This is a genomic window from Embleya scabrispora DSM 41855 (genome assembly GCF_000372745.1).
Classification (GTDB): domain Bacteria; phylum Actinomycetota; class Actinomycetes; order Streptomycetales; family Streptomycetaceae; genus Embleya; species Embleya scabrispora.
In genome coordinates this window covers 45,113-64,816 of record NZ_KB889678.1, presented here as the reverse complement: position 1 = coordinate 64,816, position 19,704 = coordinate 45,113, and the positions used below count along the sequence as shown (strand labels likewise).

The 19,704-nt window shown below is 67.4% G+C and carries 17 protein-coding genes; 13 read left to right on the top strand and 4 right to left on the bottom strand.

Features of this window, described 5'->3' with window-relative positions:
- Positions 1 to 9 precede the first annotated feature (9 nt).
- The 5 genes from A3IC_RS0128445 (at position 10) to A3IC_RS57010 (ending at position 4,931) form a co-directional block, all read left to right on the top strand.
- Positions 10 to 1,122 (top strand): cupin domain-containing protein, encoded by a 1,113-nt coding sequence (locus tag A3IC_RS0128445; protein ID WP_020553469.1) that lies wholly within the window; start codon positions 10 to 12, stop codon positions 1,120 to 1,122.
- Between the two features lie 66 nt (positions 1,123 to 1,188).
- Positions 1,189 to 2,277: a fumarylacetoacetate hydrolase family protein gene (locus A3IC_RS0128440; protein WP_245599613.1), complete on the top strand. Its 1,089-nt coding sequence runs from the start codon at positions 1,189 to 1,191 to the stop codon at positions 2,275 to 2,277.
- Between the two features lie 47 nt (positions 2,278 to 2,324).
- Positions 2,325 to 3,053 (top strand): maleate cis-trans isomerase family protein, encoded by a 729-nt coding sequence (locus A3IC_RS0128435; RefSeq protein ID WP_052173850.1) that lies wholly within the window; start codon positions 2,325 to 2,327, stop codon positions 3,051 to 3,053.
- A 118-nt stretch (positions 3,054 to 3,171) separates the two neighbouring features.
- Positions 3,172 to 4,104 (top strand): tryptophan 2,3-dioxygenase, encoded by a 933-nt coding sequence (locus A3IC_RS0128430; protein ID WP_020553466.1) that lies wholly within the window; start codon positions 3,172 to 3,174, stop codon positions 4,102 to 4,104.
- Entirely contained in the window at positions 4,101 to 4,931 is an 831-nt protein-coding gene (locus A3IC_RS57010; RefSeq protein ID WP_106669029.1) for an alpha/beta hydrolase, read from the top strand. Before A3IC_RS0128430 ends, A3IC_RS57010 begins: the two co-directional genes overlap by 4 nt.
- A gap of 202 nt (positions 4,932 to 5,133) precedes the next feature.
- Here A3IC_RS57010 and A3IC_RS0128420 read toward each other — a convergent pair whose 3' ends face one another.
- Together A3IC_RS0128420 and A3IC_RS57005 are read right to left on the bottom strand one after the other, a co-directional pair.
- Positions 5,134 to 5,766: a hypothetical protein gene (locus tag A3IC_RS0128420; protein ID WP_020553464.1), complete on the bottom strand. Its 633-nt coding sequence runs from the start codon at positions 5,764 to 5,766 to the stop codon at positions 5,134 to 5,136.
- A 381-nt stretch (positions 5,767 to 6,147) separates the two neighbouring features.
- Positions 6,148 to 6,849 (bottom strand): MFS transporter, encoded by a 702-nt coding sequence (locus A3IC_RS57005; protein WP_158696131.1) that lies wholly within the window; start codon positions 6,847 to 6,849, stop codon positions 6,148 to 6,150.
- Between the two features lie 668 nt (positions 6,850 to 7,517).
- Here A3IC_RS57005 and A3IC_RS0128410 point away from each other — a divergent pair.
- Together A3IC_RS0128410 and A3IC_RS73675 are read left to right on the top strand one after the other, a co-directional pair.
- Positions 7,518 to 8,363: a S1 family peptidase gene (locus A3IC_RS0128410; protein ID WP_020553463.1), complete on the top strand. Its 846-nt coding sequence runs from the start codon at positions 7,518 to 7,520 to the stop codon at positions 8,361 to 8,363.
- 662 nt (positions 8,364 to 9,025) lie between these two features.
- Positions 9,026 to 9,166, top strand: coding sequence for a hypothetical protein (locus tag A3IC_RS73675; RefSeq protein WP_020553462.1), 141 nt, complete (start codon positions 9,026 to 9,028; stop codon positions 9,164 to 9,166).
- 516 nt (positions 9,167 to 9,682) lie between these two features.
- Here A3IC_RS73675 and A3IC_RS56995 read toward each other — a convergent pair.
- The gene (locus tag A3IC_RS56995; protein WP_020553461.1) at positions 9,683 to 11,875 is read right to left on the bottom strand and encodes a SpoIIE family protein phosphatase; all 2,193 of its coding nucleotides are present in this window, start codon (positions 11,873 to 11,875) and stop codon (positions 9,683 to 9,685) included.
- 823 nt (positions 11,876 to 12,698) lie between these two features.
- Between A3IC_RS56995 and A3IC_RS0128390 the strand changes: the two genes are divergently transcribed.
- The 6 genes from A3IC_RS0128390 to A3IC_RS0128365 all read left to right on the top strand — a co-directional run bounded on the left by A3IC_RS0128390 (position 12,699) and on the right by A3IC_RS0128365 (position 18,347).
- On the top strand, positions 12,699 to 13,925 hold the full coding sequence (locus A3IC_RS0128390) for a cytochrome P450 (RefSeq protein WP_158696130.1): 1,227 nt from the start codon (positions 12,699 to 12,701) through the stop codon (positions 13,923 to 13,925).
- Between the two features lie 30 nt (positions 13,926 to 13,955).
- The gene (locus A3IC_RS0128385; RefSeq protein ID WP_026218842.1) at positions 13,956 to 14,180 is read left to right on the top strand and encodes a ferredoxin; all 225 of its coding nucleotides are present in this window, start codon (positions 13,956 to 13,958) and stop codon (positions 14,178 to 14,180) included.
- An 82-nt stretch (positions 14,181 to 14,262) separates the two neighbouring features.
- Positions 14,263 to 15,441 (top strand): acyl-CoA dehydrogenase family protein, encoded by a 1,179-nt coding sequence (locus A3IC_RS0128380; protein WP_020553457.1) that lies wholly within the window; start codon positions 14,263 to 14,265, stop codon positions 15,439 to 15,441.
- Positions 15,438 to 16,475, top strand: coding sequence for a phosphotransferase family protein (locus tag A3IC_RS0128375; protein ID WP_020553456.1), 1,038 nt, complete (start codon positions 15,438 to 15,440; stop codon positions 16,473 to 16,475). The genes A3IC_RS0128380 and A3IC_RS0128375 overlap by 4 nt, the downstream gene beginning before the upstream one ends.
- A 43-nt stretch (positions 16,476 to 16,518) precedes the next feature.
- Positions 16,519 to 17,280, top strand: coding sequence for an SDR family NAD(P)-dependent oxidoreductase (locus A3IC_RS0128370; protein ID WP_020553455.1), 762 nt, complete (start codon positions 16,519 to 16,521; stop codon positions 17,278 to 17,280).
- Between the two features lie 206 nt (positions 17,281 to 17,486).
- A complete protein-coding gene (locus A3IC_RS0128365) occupies positions 17,487 to 18,347 on the top strand; it encodes an amidohydrolase family protein (RefSeq protein WP_020553454.1) in 861 nt (286 codons plus the stop codon).
- On the opposite strand, the gene A3IC_RS56990 is transcribed toward A3IC_RS0128365, so the two are convergent.
- On the bottom strand, positions 18,315 to 19,682 hold the full coding sequence (locus tag A3IC_RS56990; protein ID WP_020553453.1) for an MFS transporter: 1,368 nt from the start codon (positions 19,680 to 19,682) through the stop codon (positions 18,315 to 18,317). The two genes, A3IC_RS0128365 and A3IC_RS56990, sit on opposite strands and share 33 nt — an antisense overlap.
- Positions 19,683 to 19,704: the final 22 nt, after the last annotated feature.

The window sequence follows — 19,704 nt, the reverse complement described above, 5'->3', positions numbered from 1 at the left end:
TATGGACGCATGACCACCGCATACGACGACACCCAGATCGGACGCGCACGCGTCACCGAGACTCCCGAACTCGCCGCTTATTACAAGGAACTCGCCGAGCAGGAAGCGGGCGCGCTGTGGACCGTCGCCAACGACATCGAGCCTTGGTACCCGCAGCCGAGGTCGGTCCCGACCCATTGGCCTTACGCCAAGTTGCGCCCGCTTGTCCGCAAGGCGCTGTCCCTGGTGGCAGCAGATGACGCCGGACGTCGGGTCGTCATGCTCACCAATCCGGGCCGGCGAGACGTCAGTGCCGCCGTCGGCCTGTTGTATACCGGACTGCAGATCATGGGGCCGGGTGAGGCCATGACCGCACACCGCCACCAGGCGGCGGCCCTGCGCTTCGTCCTCGAAGGATCGGGCGCCTGGACCATCGTCGAAGGGCAGAAAATCAAGGTCGGACCACGCGACTTCGCCATCACCCCCAACGGCACCTGGCACGAGCACGGCAACGAGTCCTCCACCACCCCGTGCATCTGGCAGGACGGCCTGGACATCCCGTTGGTCAACGCGCTCGACGCACCTTTCTACGAGGTCCACCCCAATCTGCGACAAGGGTCCGGAAGGATAGTCAATTCCTCGCTACCGACCTATGGAGCCCCGCTGCTGCCCTACGGCACCGAACGTTGGACCAGGCCGTGCCCACCACTCCTTGCCTTCCCGTGGGAGTCGACCTACGAGTCGCTCCTGAACCTGGCCGAGGCGAGCGAAGGCTCCCCCTTCGATGGCTTGATCATGGAGTACACCAATCCGCTCACCGGCGGCTCGGTGATGCCGACGATGAGCGCGCACATCCAGCTCCTGCGCCCCGACCAGCGCACCCAGGCACACCGGCACACCGGCTCGGTCATCTACACCGTCGCCAAGGGAAACGGCTACTCCATCATCGATGGACGCCGCCACGACTGGAACGACGGCGACATCTTCTGCGTGCCTTCCTGGTCCTGGCACGAGCACGGCAATATCTCGCAGTCCGACGACGCCGTCCTGTTCTCCTTCAACGACTTCCCCGTGATGCGCGCTCTGGCGTTCCACCGCGAAGAGGCCTACACGGACAACGACGGCCATCAGCTGCTGACTTAGGGCCTGTACGGCGGATCTCGGTGGATCGGGCCGCGTCGTCCGGTGTCGTGCCTCGGCGTGCCGGAGATGCAGCCGCATAGTTGCTTCTATGCGGCTGCATCTCCGGTGCGCCGAGGCACGGTACCGGGCGGTATGGCGTCGCCAAGATCCGCCGGACAGGGCCCAGTCCAACCCGGCCGTCTCATCTTTCAAGCACTGGAGCACGCCTTGCGTTTCCTCACCTTCTCCGAGCGAGACTCCGCACCTCGGCTCGGCGCCGAGACGGGAGACCACATCATCGACCTGACCGGCCTGGCCGCCGCGGAAGGCATCGACCTGCCCGACGATCTCCTGACCCTGATCGGATCCTCCGCAGCAGGTATCGACGCGGTAAGGGACCTGCTCACCGAGCGGGACTCCCAGACGCTGCGGCATCACACCCGCTCCCGCGCGGAAGTGTCCCTGCACGCGCCGTTCCGGCCCGGAAAGATCATCGGTGTCGGCCTCAACTACCGCAAGCACGTGGAGGAATCCAGCCGCACTCTCGACACGGACAGCAGCCTGCCGTCGCGGCCCGTACTCTTCAGCAAGCCCGGCACCGCCGTCACCGGGCCGGGCAGCCCCATCCTGCACGACAGCCGTCTGACCGAACAGCTCGACTGGGAATGCGAACTCGCCGTCGTCATCGGCCGCACCGCCCGCCACGTAGCCGCGGAAGACGCCTGGAACCACATCTTCGGCTACAGCATCATCAACGACATCAGCGCCCGTGACCAGCGCCGCTCCGGGCAGTGGTTCTTCTCCAAGGGCCAGGACAGCTACGCCCCCTTCGGTCCGGTTGTCGTCACCCGGGACGAAATCGCCCGCCCCATGGCACTGAACCTGTCGCTGCGGGTCAACGGCGAACTCAAGCAGAACTCCAACACCCGAAACATGCTCTTCACCATTCCGCGCCTCATCGCAGACATCACCTCCGGGATCACCCTCGAGCCGGGCGACGTGATCGCCACCGGCTCTCCCGCAGGCGTCGGCGCCGGCTTCGACCCGCCGCAGTTCCTTCAGCCAGGTGACCTGGTCGAAGCAACGATTGAATCCATCGGCACGCTGTCCAACCCGGTCATCGCCGCCGGCAATACGGACGCGGCAGCGGGCCTGCGCGAAGGAGCGACCCTGTGAGTCGCACCTACCGAGTCGGGCAGATCGTCCCCAGCTCCAACGTGACCATGGAGACAGAGATCCCGGCGATTCTGCAGGCCCGTCAGCACATCGAACCAGAGCGCTTCACGTTCCACTCCAGCCGTATGCGGATGACCCATGTCACCCCCGAGCAGCTGAAGTCGATGGATGCCGACTCCGACCGCTGCGCCGTGGAACTGTCCGACGCCCACGTGGACGTCCTTGGCTACGCCTGCCTCGTAGCGATCATGAGCATGGGCCTCGGCTACCACCGGATCTCCGAAGAACGCCTGCATGCGCTCACCGTCGACAACGGCGCCCCCGCCCCCGTGGTGACCAGCGCCGGAGCCCTCGTCCATGGGCTGAAGACCCTCAGGGCCTCCAAAGTCGCGCTGATCGCCCCGTACATGCTGCCTCTGACTCAAACCGTGGTCGCATACCTGGAGCACGAGGGGATCGAGGTCATCGACTACCGGGCTTTGGAGATCCCTGACAACCTCGATGTGGCCGCCCACGATCCCAAGCGGCTACCGGGAATCGCCAGACGCCTGGACTACGCCCAGGCCGACGCCGTTGTCCTGTCCGCCTGCGTTCAAATGCCCTCCCTCGGAGCCATAGACGAGGCCGAACAGCTCTTGGGCCGCCCCGTGGTCTCCTCCGCGGTATGCACCGCCCATCAGATGCTGCGCTCCCTCGACCTGGCTGCGGTCGCCCCGGGCGCAGGCCACCTACTATCCGGCGTCTACGCAGAAAGCCCGACACCGTCCAAGGCCTGACGGCGGAGTTGGACACAGCACACCCGGCTCACCGCCGAACTGACGAGCCGGATACCAACTACCGGCCTCTAGGCTGCAGCAACCAGTCCCATCGGCATCGACTGACCTGGAAGTTCTTATGCACCGCACCCACATCACTCCGCAGGTTCGCGCTGAAGACCTCGAGCTGTCACTGATTCGCGACATCTCGACGGCCAGCAAATCCTCCCGCCGCGAGATGGTCACCCAGACATCGGGCGAACCGATCACCCGCTTCGACGGCACCAGTAACCCCTACGTCGACTACCACCGCAACGATGTACTGCTGAGCCTGCAGCACATGCGCAGCGACGGCGCGGACGAGATGACCTTCATCATCGAAACCGAGGTCACCGAGCTCCTGCTCAAGGCCGTGCACTTCGAGCTGGCGAACGTGGCTCACTCGGTGCGCAACGACGATGTGCGTGCCGCCTTGGTGCGCCTGCCGCGCGTCACCCTGCTCATCGAGCAGATCCGCGACACCTGGCGTGTGCTGTCAACCATCACACCGCATGGGTTCAACGAGTTCCGCGACCATCTCGGGATATCGTCGGGGCAGCAGTCCTACATGTACCGCCACGTCGAGCTCATCCTGGGAAACAAGAACGAAGCACTCACTCGGGCTCACGAGAACAACCCCGACGTCTGGCCGGCGCTTGAGGCGGCGCTGAACGGACCGAGCCTGTGGGACGAGGTGTCCGCACTCCTCACACGCCGTGGTCTGCTCGAGGACTCCGACGGCCAGGGCCAGGACTACGCGGCGCCATACCAGGAGAGGCCGGACGTAAAGCGCGCCTGGCGCGAGATCTACCAGCAGGCTGACATCGACAACGACCTCTACCTGCTCGGCGAGGCGCTCGTCACCGCGGCCATGGCATTTACCCAGTACCGGTGGAACCACTTCGTCGGAGTGCAGCGCATCCTGGGGCTCAAGCCGGGCTCGGGCGGCTCAGCGGGAGTCGGGTGGCTGCGAGGCATCACAGAACACCGCTTCTTCCCCGAACTGTGGACCATCCGGACCGACCTCGGATGAAGCCGACCGGTGGCAGCCCGGCGCATGGAGCGCGCGCGGCGACGTCCTCAGCGGAGTGCGATGAATATGCCGGGGCGCCCCGGTCGGGACAGTGGCATGCCTACGGCTCCGACCCCGCCCAGTACGGCGAGCTCTACCGCCCTGAAGGGCACCCACGGGGCGTGGCCGTAGTGATCCACGGCGGATTCTGGAGAGCGAAGTACACCGCCACCCTGGGCCGCCCACTGGCCCACGACCTTGCCGCGCACGGCTGGGCAGCTTGGAACCTCGAATACCGACGAGTCGGCAATCCCGGCGGATACCTCGCAACCCTGGACGACATATCGGCCGGGATCAACCACCTCGCTGTCCTTGACGACCTCGACCTGTCCACGGTAGTCACCATCGGCCACTCCGCAGGCGGACACCTTGCAGCATTCTCCGCCGGACGACAGCGCTACCCGCGCTGGTCCGCCAGCAAGGTGCCGGTGACCGCAGTAATCGCACAAGCCGGTGTACTCGACCTTGTCGCGGCGCGGCGAGCCAATCTCGGCGACGGCGCGGTAGACGACTTTCTCGGGGGACCCGACATGCCGGTCAACGCCGCCATAGACCCCTACCAGCAAATCCCGCTGCACACCCCCCTGTGGTGCATCCACGGGTGGAGCGACGACACCGTGCCGATCACCCAGTCCCAAAACTATGTACAACAAGCGCGCCTGCGAGGAGCACAGGCCAGCCTCCTCGCTCTCGACGGCGACCACTTCACGGTGATCGATCCGGAATCCCTGGCATGGAACCTCACTCGCCAAATCCTCGACTCACTGGGTGCGGAGCAGATGACCTGATTCTCGATCAGACGAATGAGCGCGCGGGGCTCAGTCGATGAGAACTGGCAGGGAGCGCTACGCAGTTGGCGGGCCTCCGACAGCAAGGGGGTTTGGGTGTGATTTCGCAGTGGTGGTTGGTGTGTAGGCGGTGGTGTGGGTTGGGGTTTTGAACCGCCCCGGGTTTGATGCAAGGCCGCGTAGTTAAGGCTTGTCGGCGCAGTCAAGGGACTGGTGAAGGGCAGGTGTCCGGGATCGTGTATCGGCCGCGGGCGGGTTTGCCGAGCAGTCCTCGACGAGCCCAGGTGGCCAGCTGGACGCTGAAGCTGTTGATGTTGGTGATGCCGAGGACCTGTGCGAGTTCGCTCGGGGTGAAGGAGCGGTCCGGGGTGGCTCCGAGGAATGCGAAGACGCGGTCGACGCGGGAGCCGGGTTTCATAATTTTCGTTTGGGCGGCTGGTGAGGGCTCGGGGCGGGGTGCGGTTCCCGGGCTCTCCACGTCGATGTCGATGCCGGTGATCAGAGTGCTGGTCAGAGGGCGTTCCTCGAGCGGGCGGCCGGCGTAGCGCGAGATCGGTGACTTGACCTTGCGAGCCGAGAGCCGGGCCCGGCGGGCGGGGAGCGGGTGTGCGAGGACGGCGGTGGCGACGGCCCAGGGCGGGGCCGGATCGTGCTGGTCGGCGATTCCAGCGGCGTGGACCACGGTGGCCTGGGCGGTGGCGGCGGCAGCGGTGAAGCTGACCCGGTCGGGATCCAGATCTGGTCGGGACCGGGCGGCATCGACCATCGCGTGGCGCAGTATCTGGTACAGCGTGAGCAGGGACCACAGTTCCTGTTCCAGTCCTGCCGGGTCCATTGAGCGCAGTACCCGTCCACGTAGCTCCGGAGCGGGCGCGGTGGAATACTGGAACGGCAAGGGGACCTCTGAACCTTGAGATGTCTTGGCGGACTCCCGAGGTATACCAGGGGCCCCCTCGCCTTATCTCGGGATCTTCAAAGCCCTCTTGACCTGCGCCGACAAACCTTAACTACGCGGCCTTGGATCAAACCCGGAGCGGTTCACCAGACTCCAGCCCAGGAAACCGCGGTTGGCCACCAGCGCGGGGGCGAGTATGGGCGCCGCGCTCGTGCGCTGGACCCGGACGAAGGCCAACAGCGAGACCACGCCGGCGCCCGTCGTTCCCAGGACGAAGGGGGCTCGTCCAGCCGAGTGTGGGGGCCTCGATGACGGCGAACATCACGAGGGTGAGCGAGAGGATGAACGTGATGTCGCCCGGCCAGTCGACCCGTCCGCCGCCGATGGCACGCGACTCGGGCAACCGCAGGCCCCGCTGCGATGGCCAGGCCGCCCACCGCGTACATGAGGAAGCTCGCCCGCTGGCCCGTCGCACCGATCGTGATACCGGAGAAGATCGAGCCGACCGCGAGGCCGATGCCGGCCATGGTTGCCCATGAGCGCGAAGGCCCACGTGCGGGAGGCGCCGTGGTAGGAGTTCGCCAGGATCGCACCGCCGGCCGCCATGACTCCGGCGCCCCCGATTCCGGAGACGATCCTGGAGGCATCGGTCGGCACGATCGACGAACTCGCCGACGTCGTCACGAATCCCGCGGTGAACACCAGTGCCGCGACGACGAAGACGAGCCGGCGGCCGATACGGTCGGCTGTCGAGCCCGCCACGAGCGTCATCGCCGCGAACGCGAGGTTGTATTCCGCGACGACCCAGTTCAGCGCGGCCCCCGACGAGTCGAGATCCTCGCCCATGTCGGGAAGGGCGACCGCCGTTCCCGAAATCGACATCCCGACGAGGACCACTCCCACGAGGACGACCGGCAGCGTGAGTGCCGAGTGGGTTCTCACCACGGTCGCCGCGTTCGGACTCCTCGGCTCGGTGACATCCAATGGTGGCGTCGATGCCATGCCTATCGCCCGCTCATTCATGTCATGTGCGGGCCGCCATTGCATAAGTTCAAGTACGCTTCAAATCAAGGAGGTTCGTGCCCACGCAGGTGCGAGTGGGCGGTGCGGTGGCGGTGTGTTGGTCGGCATCGCTCGGGGCGGGGTGGATGCACGCGGAAACGAGCCGCCGTACTGCGAGCCCGGCGCCCTCAACCGGCACCACGGATCACGGCTTCCCGCAGTCGAGCGTGGACCGTCGGGGAGCGCGCCGTCCCAGTCGGCGTGCGGGACGTCGTACCAGTCCCGGTAGTGCTCGCCGGGCGGACGCAGGCGGCTCGGGTCACAACCCCCGGCCCGGGTTCGCACGGGAGGTCGCGGGAAACGTGTGGAAGTCCCATGCGGCTTGGGCGTCTTCTTGGGCTTGCGTGGCCGTCCTGTGGAGCGAAGGTCTCGGGAGTGGACGGGCGGGTCGGCCCGGTGGGTCACGGCCTCGGCGGCGGTGGGGTTGCCTATGCGTGCGTGGAGATGCGTCGCCGGTTCGGCGGCTCCGGTCGCATCGGCCGCCTCGGATGCGCTCGCGGTCGGCGCGCGCAAAGAAACTCCCAACTCACTTTGTCTACTTGTTTCCTGGGTGTCGGACACTCAACAATGCGCATGCACGACACAATCGCGCTCCTTCATCGTCCCCACCCTCAAAAGGGGAACCTCACATGAAGAAGTCCTTCGTCGGCGCACTCGGCGTCGTCTGCGCCCTGCTGTTCGCGGCTGCGGGCACGGCACCGGCCGTCGGCGCCCCGCCGACCACTGGCAAGACCACCGTTAAGGCGGTCGACTTCGCCGGCACGGTGGCGCTGAGCAACTGTTCGGGATCCGTGATCCGGATGCCCGGCTCGCAGCCGGACGACCCCGCGCTCGTCCTCTCCAACGGCCACTGCCTCGAAACCGGATTCCCCGGCGCCGGCGAGGTCATCACCGACCGGCCGTCGTCCCGCACCTTCTCCCTGCTCGGCGCCTCCGGTTCCAGGGTCGCCACCCTGCGGGCCGACAAGGTCTCGTACGCCACGATGACCGACACGGACATCTCGATCTACCAGCTCACCCGGACCTACGCGCAGATCCAGAGGTCGTATGGGATCAGCGCGCTGACCCTCAACGACCGGCACCCGGTGGCCGGTTCGGCGATCAAGGTGGTTTCCGGGTATTGGAAGCGGATCTACGGCTGCAACGTGGACGGCTTCGTCTATCGCCTGAAGGAGGCCGACTGGACCTGGAAGGACTCGGTCCGCTACACGTCGTCCTGCAACACCATCGGCGGTACGTCCGGCTCCCCGGTGATCGACACGACGACGGGCAAGGTCGTCGCCGTCAACAACACCGGAAACGAGGATGGTGCCACCTGCTCGGAGAACAACCCGTGTGAGGTCGACGAGAACGGCAGCGTCACCATCCGTCAGGGCATCAACTACGCCCAGGAGACGTACATCATCGTGCCCTGCATAGGTATCGGCAACAAGGTCGACCTGAGTCTGCCGGGCTGCACCCTGCCCAAGCCCTGACGCCCACCCACGGAGACGGCAGCGCCCCGGCAAAGCCAGGCGCTGCCGTCCACCCCGCCGCGACAGGGCACACGGCCGACCGGAATCCCGTACTGCCGGAGCGCTGTTCGCACCCGGCGATCTCGGCTACCTGTGCATCCTGGTACCCGACATCCAGGGCGCCGCCGAGGCGATCCTCACCCACCAGGGCCGAGGACCCTGGCCTCGCGGCGGCCCCGTCGGCGACCCGCTCCAACGCGGCCATGAACTCGGTCACCTCGCCGACACGATCCTTGGCTCGTCCTTGCCCGCGTCCCCTGGAATGGATGATCCCCGGCGGCGCGAGGGGCAGGTGGCGCGTAGCCGGCGACAGGCCCAAAACGACCGTGATCCCCTCCGTCCCCTGCGGTGCCCGCCGATCGGCGTGTGTGTGCCTCGTGCGGCATCCACCGCCCCCGGTACGTCGTTTCAGCCGGGTTGTGCGGGTGTGGCGCTCTGATCCCGGGTGCAGCACGGATTGAGTACCTCGCCAAGATCGTCAGCCGTAGTGACGTCCTCGCCACACTGGAGGCGAACCAGCGGGAGGCCGGGCTCGACGCCAACGACATGTTCGTCGTGCTCACGCGGGACGGCAAGATCCATTCCTGGATGGGCGACGGACACACCGGCCCGGGCACATTCGAGTGGCGGGCGGTTGGAAGGCCAAGGTCACGAAGATCGGCGAACTCCGGTACCGCGCGCGGATCATCGGCAACGAGGGTTCGGTGGACGACGCCTTGGAGACGAACCAGCACGATGTCGGGCTCGACGCCAACGGCGTATAGATGGGCGGATCGCCGCCTTGGTGTCCGACCCGGAACTCGCGCCCACGATCGCGCGGCATGGCGTCGATGAGGACGCTTCCGCGGGGCGGGTATTCCGCCGTTCCGAAGATGTACGGCAGGCCGCGGGCAGGCGAGGTCTGCCGGTCGCGCATCGCGATCGAGAGTAGGCGGGCACCGAGCGGGGACGTCTCTTGGGGTTCGGTCGGCCGTAGGGGACGGCGATCGATGTCTCCCCGGTCCCGGTCTCGGATTGCGGAGTAGTGGCCGTAGTCGCCCACCGCGATGGTGACATCGGTGCAACAGCGGGGGCAGTGGACGGCGAGGAACGCGTCGGTGAGGTCGTCGAGCACCCAGGACCGGGGGCGAGGTGTCCTTCGAGCGCGAGCATGTCGCAGAGCAGGAAGCTGTGGTGCGCCTCGTGCGCGTGATCGGGGAGGTGCGCGTCCGCGAGAGTTGCCGTCTCAGCGATTCGGGAGACGTGGGGCTCGAGGGCGCAGCCGTGGTCGCGGAGGGTGGTTACGGGTCGAGGCCGTCGAGGTCGAGCGGGATGGTCGGGACGGGTTCGGGCGGGTGCCGCCACGAGATCCGCGTCCAGATCGTTTTCCCTTGCTCTGCGTGTCGTGCGCCCCAATGGCCTCCGGTGAGTTGGGCGACGATGAGCAGGCCCCGGCCGCCCTCGTCGCGTGGCCGTGCGTGTCTGAGGCGGGGGGATGTCGAGGCGTCGTCCGACATCTCGATGACGAGTTCCTCGGCGTCGCGGATCAGCCGCAGTCCCATACGCGGTCCGGAGCCGTAGCGAACAGCGTTCGTGGCGAGTTCGGAGACGATCAACTTGGCGGTGGCGACGAGGTCGTCAGAGGCGCCCAGTCCCGTCAGCCACCGGGTGGCGTGCGCCCGTGCGGAGGAGACCTGCGCCTCCTCGGCCGGGAATTCCCATGCCGAGGTGTCTTCGGTGGGTATCTCCCGGAGACGGGCGATCAGGAGCGTCGCATCGTCCTCCCGGTCGCGGGCCGAGGCGAAGGTCGTCAGGCGGTTCGCCAGGTCGCCGAGATCGTCGCCGGGCCGCAGGCCGGTTGCCTGTGCTCTCAGTGCGTCCATCCCGGCGCCGATGTCCCGGGTGCGACTCTCGACCAGTCCGTCGGTGAAGAAGATCAGAGTGGCGTCGGGTGGGAGAGCGATCTCGGTCACCTCGAACGGCAGCCAGCCGACGCCCAGCGGCGGGCCCGGGTCCAGACGGACGAAGGCTGCCGAGCCGTCCGGTTGGACCAGCAGGGGCGGGGGGTGACCGGCGGTGGCGACGGAGAGGCGATGCCTCACCGGGTCGTAGACGGCCACACAGCAGGTGGTGGCCGTGGGTCCGTCGGTTGCCTGCGGGGGTTCCCCGGTGGCCTTGGCCGCGATGCCGACGAGGCGGCCGAGGACTTCGTCCGGGGCGTCCGGGGGCTGGTCCTCGGCGAGTTCGACCACGATGTCGTCCAGGTGGGTGAGGACCTCGTCGGGGGCCTGGTCCAGGGTGGCGAGGGTTCGTCCGGCAGTGCGCAGGCGCCCCATCATGGCCGCGGCGTCGACGCCGTGCCCGACCGCGTCACCCACGACGAATGCCACGCGGCAGCCCGACAGCGGGATCACGTCGTACCAGTCGCCGGACGCGCGGTCGGACGGGAGGTAGCGGGCGACCGTCTCCGCCGCGGTGGTGCGGGCGTGGCCCGGCAGCATCGAGCGGTGCAGGCGGTAGACCAGTTCGATTTCACGCGTGTGTCGGCGGGCGTTGTCGATCGCCAGCGCCGTGCGCGCCGCGATCTCGCCGAAAACCTGCCGGTCGTGGGCGTCGAAGGGCCGGGCGCCGTGCCGCCGCCAGACCTCCATACTGCCGAGGGGGACCCCGCGGGCGAACAGGGCGATCCCCAGGTAGTCCGCGCCTGCCGACGGGACGAGGCGGGCCATCAGCGCCGGATCGTGGTCAAGTTCGCGGGCCATGGACTCCGGGTCGGGGATGGGCACGACATCGCCGCGCCGGTACATCTCCACGATCGGCACAGGCGGCATCGGGGGCATGGCCTCGCCGGGCTGCGCATACGGGGGCGGGCACGGGCAGCCGGGGGAGTCCGTCACCGCGGCGCGGTGCAGCCCCAACTCCGGTCCGCCGCGCCGTGGCGGTTCCCGACCCAGGAAAACCTCGTCGGCCAGGGTGACGGCCGCCGCGTCACCCAGGGCCGGGACCAGCAGATCCGTGATCTGCTGGGCGGTGACCACCACGTCCAGGCTCTCCCCGACGCTCTCCGTGGCCCGGAACAGCAGGTCGCGGCTGCGCCGCGCCCAGTGCTCGTCGGTCCGGTCGGCCAGCGTGACGAGGAGTGCGTCGGGGCCCGCCCGCAGCGCGGCGAGGGATACCACCAGCCCTGACGGTGGTCGGTTCGGCCGTTCCGGCATCGGCTGGGTCCGGTCGAGCAGGGGCTGACCGGTGGCCAGCACCCGGAGCAACTCCTGCTCCAGACCCGGGGCATCTTCCGGGGGCACGAGGGCGGGCAGTGAACCCCCCACTTTCAGGACCAGGCCGCGGAACGCGTCCGGGGCCATCCAGGCGCGACGAATCCGCAGGTCGGCGTCCGTGACGACGACGCCTACGTCCCGCTGGCTCGTGAGCGCCCGCCACAGGAGATCGCGGTCGCTCATCGGCAGCGCCTCGTACCGTGCCACCGAATCTGTCATGCGAACATACTAGAACTTTGTTCTCTTTTTTGGCGAAAGGGGAATTATATGACTCTTTGGGTTGTGGGCCTCTGTCGGGTAGCTCCGGCGCGTTGCCGCGCCGGAGCCCCCTATCGGAGTCTTCCGGTCGGCGCCTGCCGCTTCTCAACGGCCAGTCCTTGACCCCGCTCAAACGACCCATCCGCAGGGCTTCCGATGACGAGGCATCACCAGGGGTTCACCCTGTCGGCCTTCCCCGCGACCTGTAACTCCCGGATGGAACAGGAGCCTTTGGGCCTGGAGACCTGAGCTTCGCACCCCGCCGCTACCACGACGTACGTCAGGCCGGGGACAGATCCTCGAACGCTGATCCGTAACCACACCTTCGGCAAGAACACAGCGGGTCTTGATCCCGCACCTCACGCAAAGACCCCGGGTATGCGACGTGCGTCCGAGTCCTGGTCCGTTTGGCAAGGCGCCTCGGACGCTCCGGCGGCGGCGCGTCCGGTCGCTACCTTTGCCGACTTCGATGTCGAACTCGAGGTGCCGGCCCCCGACGGTTCGGGATTCCCGGAAGGTAGTGGGCGGGAGCGAGCGCCGGCGATGGTCGAACAGGCCCCTGACCTCGGGTTCCGCTCACCGGAACGCGCGGGGCCCTCAACCGCCCAGATCGAGGACCTCCACCGCACGCCATGGCGATGACGATTCGGTGCCATCCGGAAAGCGGATTGCGAATCGCCGGAAATCGAGCAGCTCCGGCCTGGGGCTGGAACCGTCCGCCTGATATTTTTTGACGGGCTCCCGAAAAGACGCCGAGAGCGTCTTCAAAGAAGAGGGACAGTTCATGCATCCGAACGAGTACGACCTCACGTCCGAGGACGCCATCGCTCATCCCGAGCCCGTATTCGAAGAAATGCGGAAACGCTGCCCGGTGTCCTACGTGGAAGCGATGGACACTTACATGCTGGCCCGCTATGACGATGTCAAGGCGGCCATGCGTGACCCGCTGACATTCTCAAGCGATCGCCCGTTCTTTGGGGCCGGTGATTCCGAACTCGAGGAGATCCAGGCGTCCGGCTACCCGCAGGTCCCCACTCTCACGATGACGGACCCGCCGATCCACACCCGGTACCGCAAGCTCGTGAACCAGGCCTTCAGCCCCAAGGCGGTCCGAGCGCTGGAGCCGAGCATGAGGCGGATCGTCCACGACCTGATCGACGGGTTCGTCGAGCGCGGCAGCGTGGAGTTCGTCAGCGAGTTCGCCAGCCTGGTGCCCGGATACATCATCGCAGACGCCTTGGGTCTGGCACGCGGCGAACAGGATCGATTCATGGGGTGGGCGGACGACTTCGTGGACTCCATCCAGGGAAGAGAAATCCTCTCCCGGGAGCGGATGCTGGAAATCCAGCACCATGTGATCGACTTCCAGAAGTTCTTCGCGAACGAGATCGAGAAGCGGGAGCAGGCGCCCGGCGACGACCTGATTTCGGCGCTGCTGGCAGCCCGGGTCGGTGGCGAGCGGCCTTTGGACCGGCCGGAGATTCTCGATCTCATCCGAGTCTTCCTCACTGCCGGCAACGAGACGACTGCGAGCTGGATCTCGGGCACGATGAGGTTGCTGCTGAGTCACCGAAGCCAGTTCGAGGAGGTGCTCGCCGATCGAAACCTGATCCCGGCCATGCTCGAGGAGTCGGTACGGCTGGTCTCACCGGCGCGCTGGACTCGACGTACGATCGTCGGTCGGCCTGTGGAGATGAGCGGCACGGTGATTCCGGTCGGTGCGACGGTGCGCCCGCTGTGGACATCGGCCAACCGAGACGAAGCCTACTTCCCGGAATCGGCGACCTTCGACATCCATCGCGACACTTCCGCCCACATGGCATTCGGCCACGGCGTCCACTTCTGTCTCGGGGTAAACCTCGCCCGTGCCGAGGCCAGGATAGCATTCGAGGTATTGTTCGAGCGGCTGCGCGACATTCGTTCCGCTATTCCTCTGGACGATGTGCGTACGCTGCCTTTCGTTGGTGTCAACAGATTGTCCGCCCTTCCGCTTCGATTCGCAGCGACATGATTCCGCATCTGCAGCCAAATGGGAGAGCGAATGAGAATCGAAGTCGACCTCAAGAGATGCAACAATCACGGGCAATGCATGTTTTCCGCTCCCGAGGTGTTCAGCCTGGATGACCAGGGACTGCTTGCCTTTCGCTCCGAATCCACGGACCGCTATGTGTCGCCGGCCCTGGACGAATCGCAGCGCGAGCAGCTCCAGGAAGCGTCTGACATGTGCCCGACGCTGGCGATCACCCTGGTAGAGGCTGCGCCCTGACCGACTCCGCGTCCGCGTCAGCCGATCATCAGCAGTCCGCCGCGCCATGTTTTCGCCGGCACACTCGAAAGGAGCGGAGGACTTGTCGTTCGACTTCACGGTGCCCGACCGGGTACGACACTGGCAGGAAGCCATTCGCGACTTCGTCGACTGCACGGTCATTCCGATCGAGCAAGAGGTATTCGCCAACGGTCTCACCGACGACGTGCGCATCACGCTTCAGGCGGCGGCCAAGGCAGCCGGTGTGTGGGCCCCCCAAGCGGACGCCGCAGTCGGCGGTGGCGGATTCGGTTTCGACGAGGCCGCGGTGCTGCTCGAGGAGGCCGGCCGTTCGCTGCTCGGCCCGCTGGCCATCAACTGCGCGGCACCGGACGAGGGCAACATCCACCTGTTGAATGTCGTCGCGACCGAGGCGCAGAAGGAGCGCTACCTCGTCCCGCTTGTCGCCGGTGACATGCGCTCCTGCTTCGCGATGACGGAACCGCTCCCGGGGGCCGGGTCCGACCCGACCGCCCTGCGCACATCCGCGACTCGAGTCGACGGCGGTTGGTCGATCTCGGGCGTCAAGCACCTGATCACCGGAGCCGAAGGCGCGGGATTCTGCATCGTCATGGCCGCCAATACCGACGGCAGTGGAGCCACGATGTTCCTGATCGATTCCGATACGCCCGGCTATCGGATCACCGGCCACGCCCGCACCATCGACCGCACCATGGTCGGCGGCCATTGCCGGGTCACGTTCGATGACGTTCGCGTCGACGACGCGGCCGTCCTCGGTGCGCCGGGCGAAGGATTCCGTTACGCCCAGGTCCGCTTGGCCCCGGCGCGGCTCACGCACTGCATGCGCTGGCTCGGCGCCGCGCGCCGGGCGCACGAGATCGCGCTGGCCCGCAGTGTCACCCGCGAGCTGTTCGGCGAACCGCTCGCGCAACACGGCATGGCGCAGCAAATGATCGCGGACAATGAGATCGACCTCGCGGCCGCCCGCGCGCTGACGTGGCAGGCCAGTTGGACGATCGCCGAGGGCGACCGAAGCACGGAGTCCTCGTCCATCGCCAAGGTCTTCGTCAGCGAGGCAGCCGGCCGGATCGTCGACCGCAGCGTGCAGCTCTGCGGCGGTCTCGGCATGAGCGAGGAACTGGTCGTCGGCCGGATCTACGCCGACATCCGGGCGTTCCGTATCTACGACGGCGCCTCGGAGGTGCACCGGATGTCCTTGGCCAAGCGCGCGGCACGGCGGGCGAGGGCGGAGACCCGATGAGCCTCACCCGGAAAGACCTGCCCGGCCTGCCGCGGGAATCGGCCGCCACCTACCTGCGGAGGGAACTCGGTCTCGATTCCGACTGGTCCGCCGAGGTCATCTCCGGCGGCCTTTCCAATCTGACCTTTCGGATCGAAGCCGGTGACCAGCGTCTGGTACTGCGCCGGCCGCCGCTGGGACATGCGTTGCGTGGTGCGCACGACATGCGACGCGAGCACCGGGCGCTGGTGGCGCTCGGCCCGACCCCGGTCCCCGTTCCCGAGGTGCTCGCCTTCTGCGACGACGAGAAGGTATTGGGCGCTCCGTTCTATGTCATGCGCGAGGTTCGCGGGCTGGTGGTAAGAGGCGCCGCGGAGGCCGGCGAGCTGACGCCGGAACAGCGGGCCGCGCTCAGCGACGGCCTCGTCGATGCGCTGGGTGACCTGCACTCGGTGGACGTCGACGCGGTCGGCCTGGGCGACTTCGGCAAGCGGGGCGGCTATGCGGCCCGCCAGGTGCACACCTGGGGCAAGCAGTGGCAGAACTCGAGGACCCGTGAACTCCCGGACATGGACCGGTTGCTCGCCAGGCTGGAAGAAGCCGTGCCGGCCGACGAGGAGACCACGGTCGTGCACGGCGACTATCGACTCGACAACACCATCGTCAACACCGCCCCGCCACGGGTACTCGCCATCCTCGACTGGGAACTGGCCACCCTCGGGCACCCGGTGGTCGACCTCGCGTCCATGCTTACCTACTGGCACGACCGAGACGACGTTGAGCGGGACTCCATTTCGGTGGCTGCCGGGTTGACGACCCTGCCCGGGTTCCGCACGACCACCGAGTTGGCCGAGCGCTACGCGGCCCGGACCGGACGTGATCTGTCCCAGCTGCCGATCTACCTGGCCCTCGCGGCGATGAAGCTCGCAGCAATCCTCGAAGGAGTGCATGCGCGCCACCTTGGCGGGCTCGCCGTGGGCGAGGGCTACGACAAGGTCGGGACGGCCGTGCCCGTTCTCGCGGCCCGTGGCCTCAGGCTGCTCGATGGCGCATAGCGCCCGGCTCGGCGCCGCCCCCTTCCAGAAGGCAGGTCTTCGTATGAGCGTCCTGGATTCGTTTCGACTGGACGGCAAGGTCGCGGTCATCAGCGGCGCATCCTCTGGACTGGGGGTGCAGTTCGCCGTGAGCCTGGCCGAGGCCGGTGCGGATGTCCTGCTCGCCGCCCGCCGCGGAGACCGACTGGCCGAGACCGCGGAACTGGTCCGCGCGGCCGGCCGGGAGGCCCTCGCGGTGCCGGCCGACGTGACCAGGCCGGAGGACTGCCAGGCAGTTGTCGATGCGGCGATGAACCACTTCGGTCATGTCGACGTCCTGGTCAACAACGCCGGATTGGGAACTGCGGTACCGGCTCTTCGGGAAACGCCGGAACAGTTCCGGCAGGTCGTCGACATCAATCTCATGGGTGCCTATTGGCTCGCGCAGGCGTGCGCGCGAGTGATGCAACCCGGTAGCGCCATCGTCAACCTTTCGAGCGTGCTCGCGTACACCACGGCCGGGCTGCCGCAGGCCGCCTACTCGGCGAGCAAGGCGGCGTTGGTCGGTCTGACCCGTGACCTCGCCCAGCAGTGGGCGCAGCGATTCGGCATCCGGGTCAACGCAATCGCCCCCGGCTACGTCGCATCGGAGATGACCGCCGTCTACGACGACGACCGACTCGCCAAGCTCACCAGCCGCACTCTGCTCGGCCGGTTCGGATCAGCGCAGGAGATCGCGGCGACCATCATCTGGCTGGTCTCGGCCGCCGGTGGCTACATGTGTGGTCAGACGGTCATCGTCGACGGCGGTTTCAGTGTCACCTGATCGATGCAGATGACGCGGTGTGACTGCACTGATCGCCGATTCGATGCGGTTGGCTGCTCCCGCAGTGGCCACCCGCGGCCGACGGTCGGGGTGGTTGCCCGTGAGTCATCGACTTCACAGCCGGCGCCGGTCGTCGGCGATGGCGAGTTGTCTGTGCGCAGCACGCCGGCGACGGCGCGCGGGCCAGTCGGAATTTCGGAGGAGACATGGGATACCGCGTGTTCGACGCAGCCGGCGGTGCCGAGCTTTCCATTCCGGTCATCGACTGTCATCACCACGTGGGGAACATCGAGCCCGACGAGTGGATGCAACCCGAGTGGCGGCAGCAGGATCAAGCCGACCGGCAGGACTTCATGGCAGCGAACGACATCGATCGCTGCGTCATCATGCCGATGCCGCTGATGACCCTCACGCACGACAATCAGAGGTACGCGACCGCCCACGACGTGCTCGCCCGGTACCGCGACGAGCGGCCGGATCTCGTCGCGGCCGCCTGCGCCACGGTCAACCCTGCCGAGCCGCAGTCTGCGGAAGCCGAACTCGTCCGATGCTTCGACGAGTTGGACTTCCGCGGTGTGTCCTACCACCACCGCTACCTCGGCCTGACCGTCAACGACGAACGCATGTCGGTGGTGCTCGAGACGGCGAGGGCGTTCGACCGCGCGGTGCTCGTCCACATCCTCGCCGAGTCCTCCGACATGGAGTCACCCTGGCGGCTCTTCGCGCTGGCACGCCGATATCCCGACGTGCGGTTCCTCGCGCTCGACGGCTTCTCCAGCCCGCAGCAGGCGGCCCAACTCGTCGAGGTCGCCGGCGACTTCCCCAACGTCTGGTTCGACACCGGCGTCGCGACGGCCGTGGCGCATGGATTCGCGCACTTCGTCGAGCGCTGGGGACCGGACCGGCTCGTACTCGGCACCGACCACTACTCCGGGCCGCGCAACTTCTACACGGCGTTCCCTGTCCGGGAGATGCACGCAATCGGCTTCCCTCCCGATGTTCTCGCGCGGATCGCGTACCGCAACGCCGGCGAGCTACTGGGACTCGACTTCGACGGGTCGACCTGACCTGCGGCGCCTGAGCCTCGTGCTGAGAAGTGCCGCGGCGGCGAAAAGGCCCGCCGATAGCGCGAACACGATGACGAACGGCTGCGGCGTGGTCGCGTCGGCGGCGATCGCGGTCCCGGCGCCTATGCCGACCACGCCGCCGATCTGATTCGCGGTCTGCTGCAGCGAGACGACGAGGCCGACTTCGTCCGGGGGCGTGGTGCGAATCGTGGCGGACACGAGCGGGGGTTGGACGAGCCCCAGGGCCAGGCCGCTCGCCGCCAGCAGGACCGCCATCGGCGCGAGCTCGCGAAGATGGCTCGCGACGCTCAGGCCACCGCTTACGGCTGCGAGCACGATGGCCGCACCCGTGACCACGCGTCGCTCACCCCGTCGCTCGCTCAAGGCGGCCGACGCGGGTGCGGCCGCCAGGATGAGCGAGGTCCGTGGGGCGCTCACGAGAGAGGTCGCGGTCGTGGAGAGACCGAACACCGACTGCAGGAGCAGGGGGGCCGTCACGAAGTTCCCCATCCATGCGATGTTGACCACGAAGGAGACACCGCATCCCACCGCCGTGTCCCGGTCGGTCAGCAGGTGCAGCGGAAGCAGCGGATGCCGCGCTCGACGCTCGACGCCCACCAGGGCGAGGAGGGAGACGGGTGCGACGGCGAGGATCGGCAGCGCGAGGGCGGGGGAGCCGGAGAGCAGTCGGTTCAGTCCGAACGTGACGGAGAACGTGGTGACGCCGAGCAGGCAGGCGCCCGGCAGGTCGAGGGACGGGGACGGCCCGGGTCTCCTGGTCGCGGGCAACACGCCCGCACCTGCGACGAGGGCCGCAGCGGCGGCGCCGGCCTGAGCCAGGAAGAGCGCTCGCCACCCGATCAGGTCGACCAGGGGTCCGCCGACGACCAGGCCGCCGGCCGCTGCTGCGGCCTGGGTCGCGCCGGCGAGCGAGGATGCACGAACCCTCTTCTCCTCGGTGAACGTGGCGAACAGGGTCGCGTAGGTGCTCGGCACCATGGCCGCCGCGCCGGTCTGCGACAGGGTGCGGAACGCGATGAGACTCGGCGCATCCCAGGCGAACGCCGTGGCTCCGGCGAACAACGTCGCGGTGGCCAGTCCGAGGAGATAGATCTGCCGATGACCGTGAATGTCGCCGAGGCGACCGAACAACGGCATCGCAGTTGCAGCCGCCAGCATGGGAGCCGTGGTGGTCCACGAGACGACGGACGGCACGGAGTGGACGTCCCGCGCTATCCGACCGACCGAGATCGTCAAGAGGGTGACGGGCAGCGTGGTGACGAAGACGCCGAGAAGACAGGTGGCGAGGATCCAGGTGGATCGTGGACCGTGCATCCTCAATCACGGTCCGGACGGG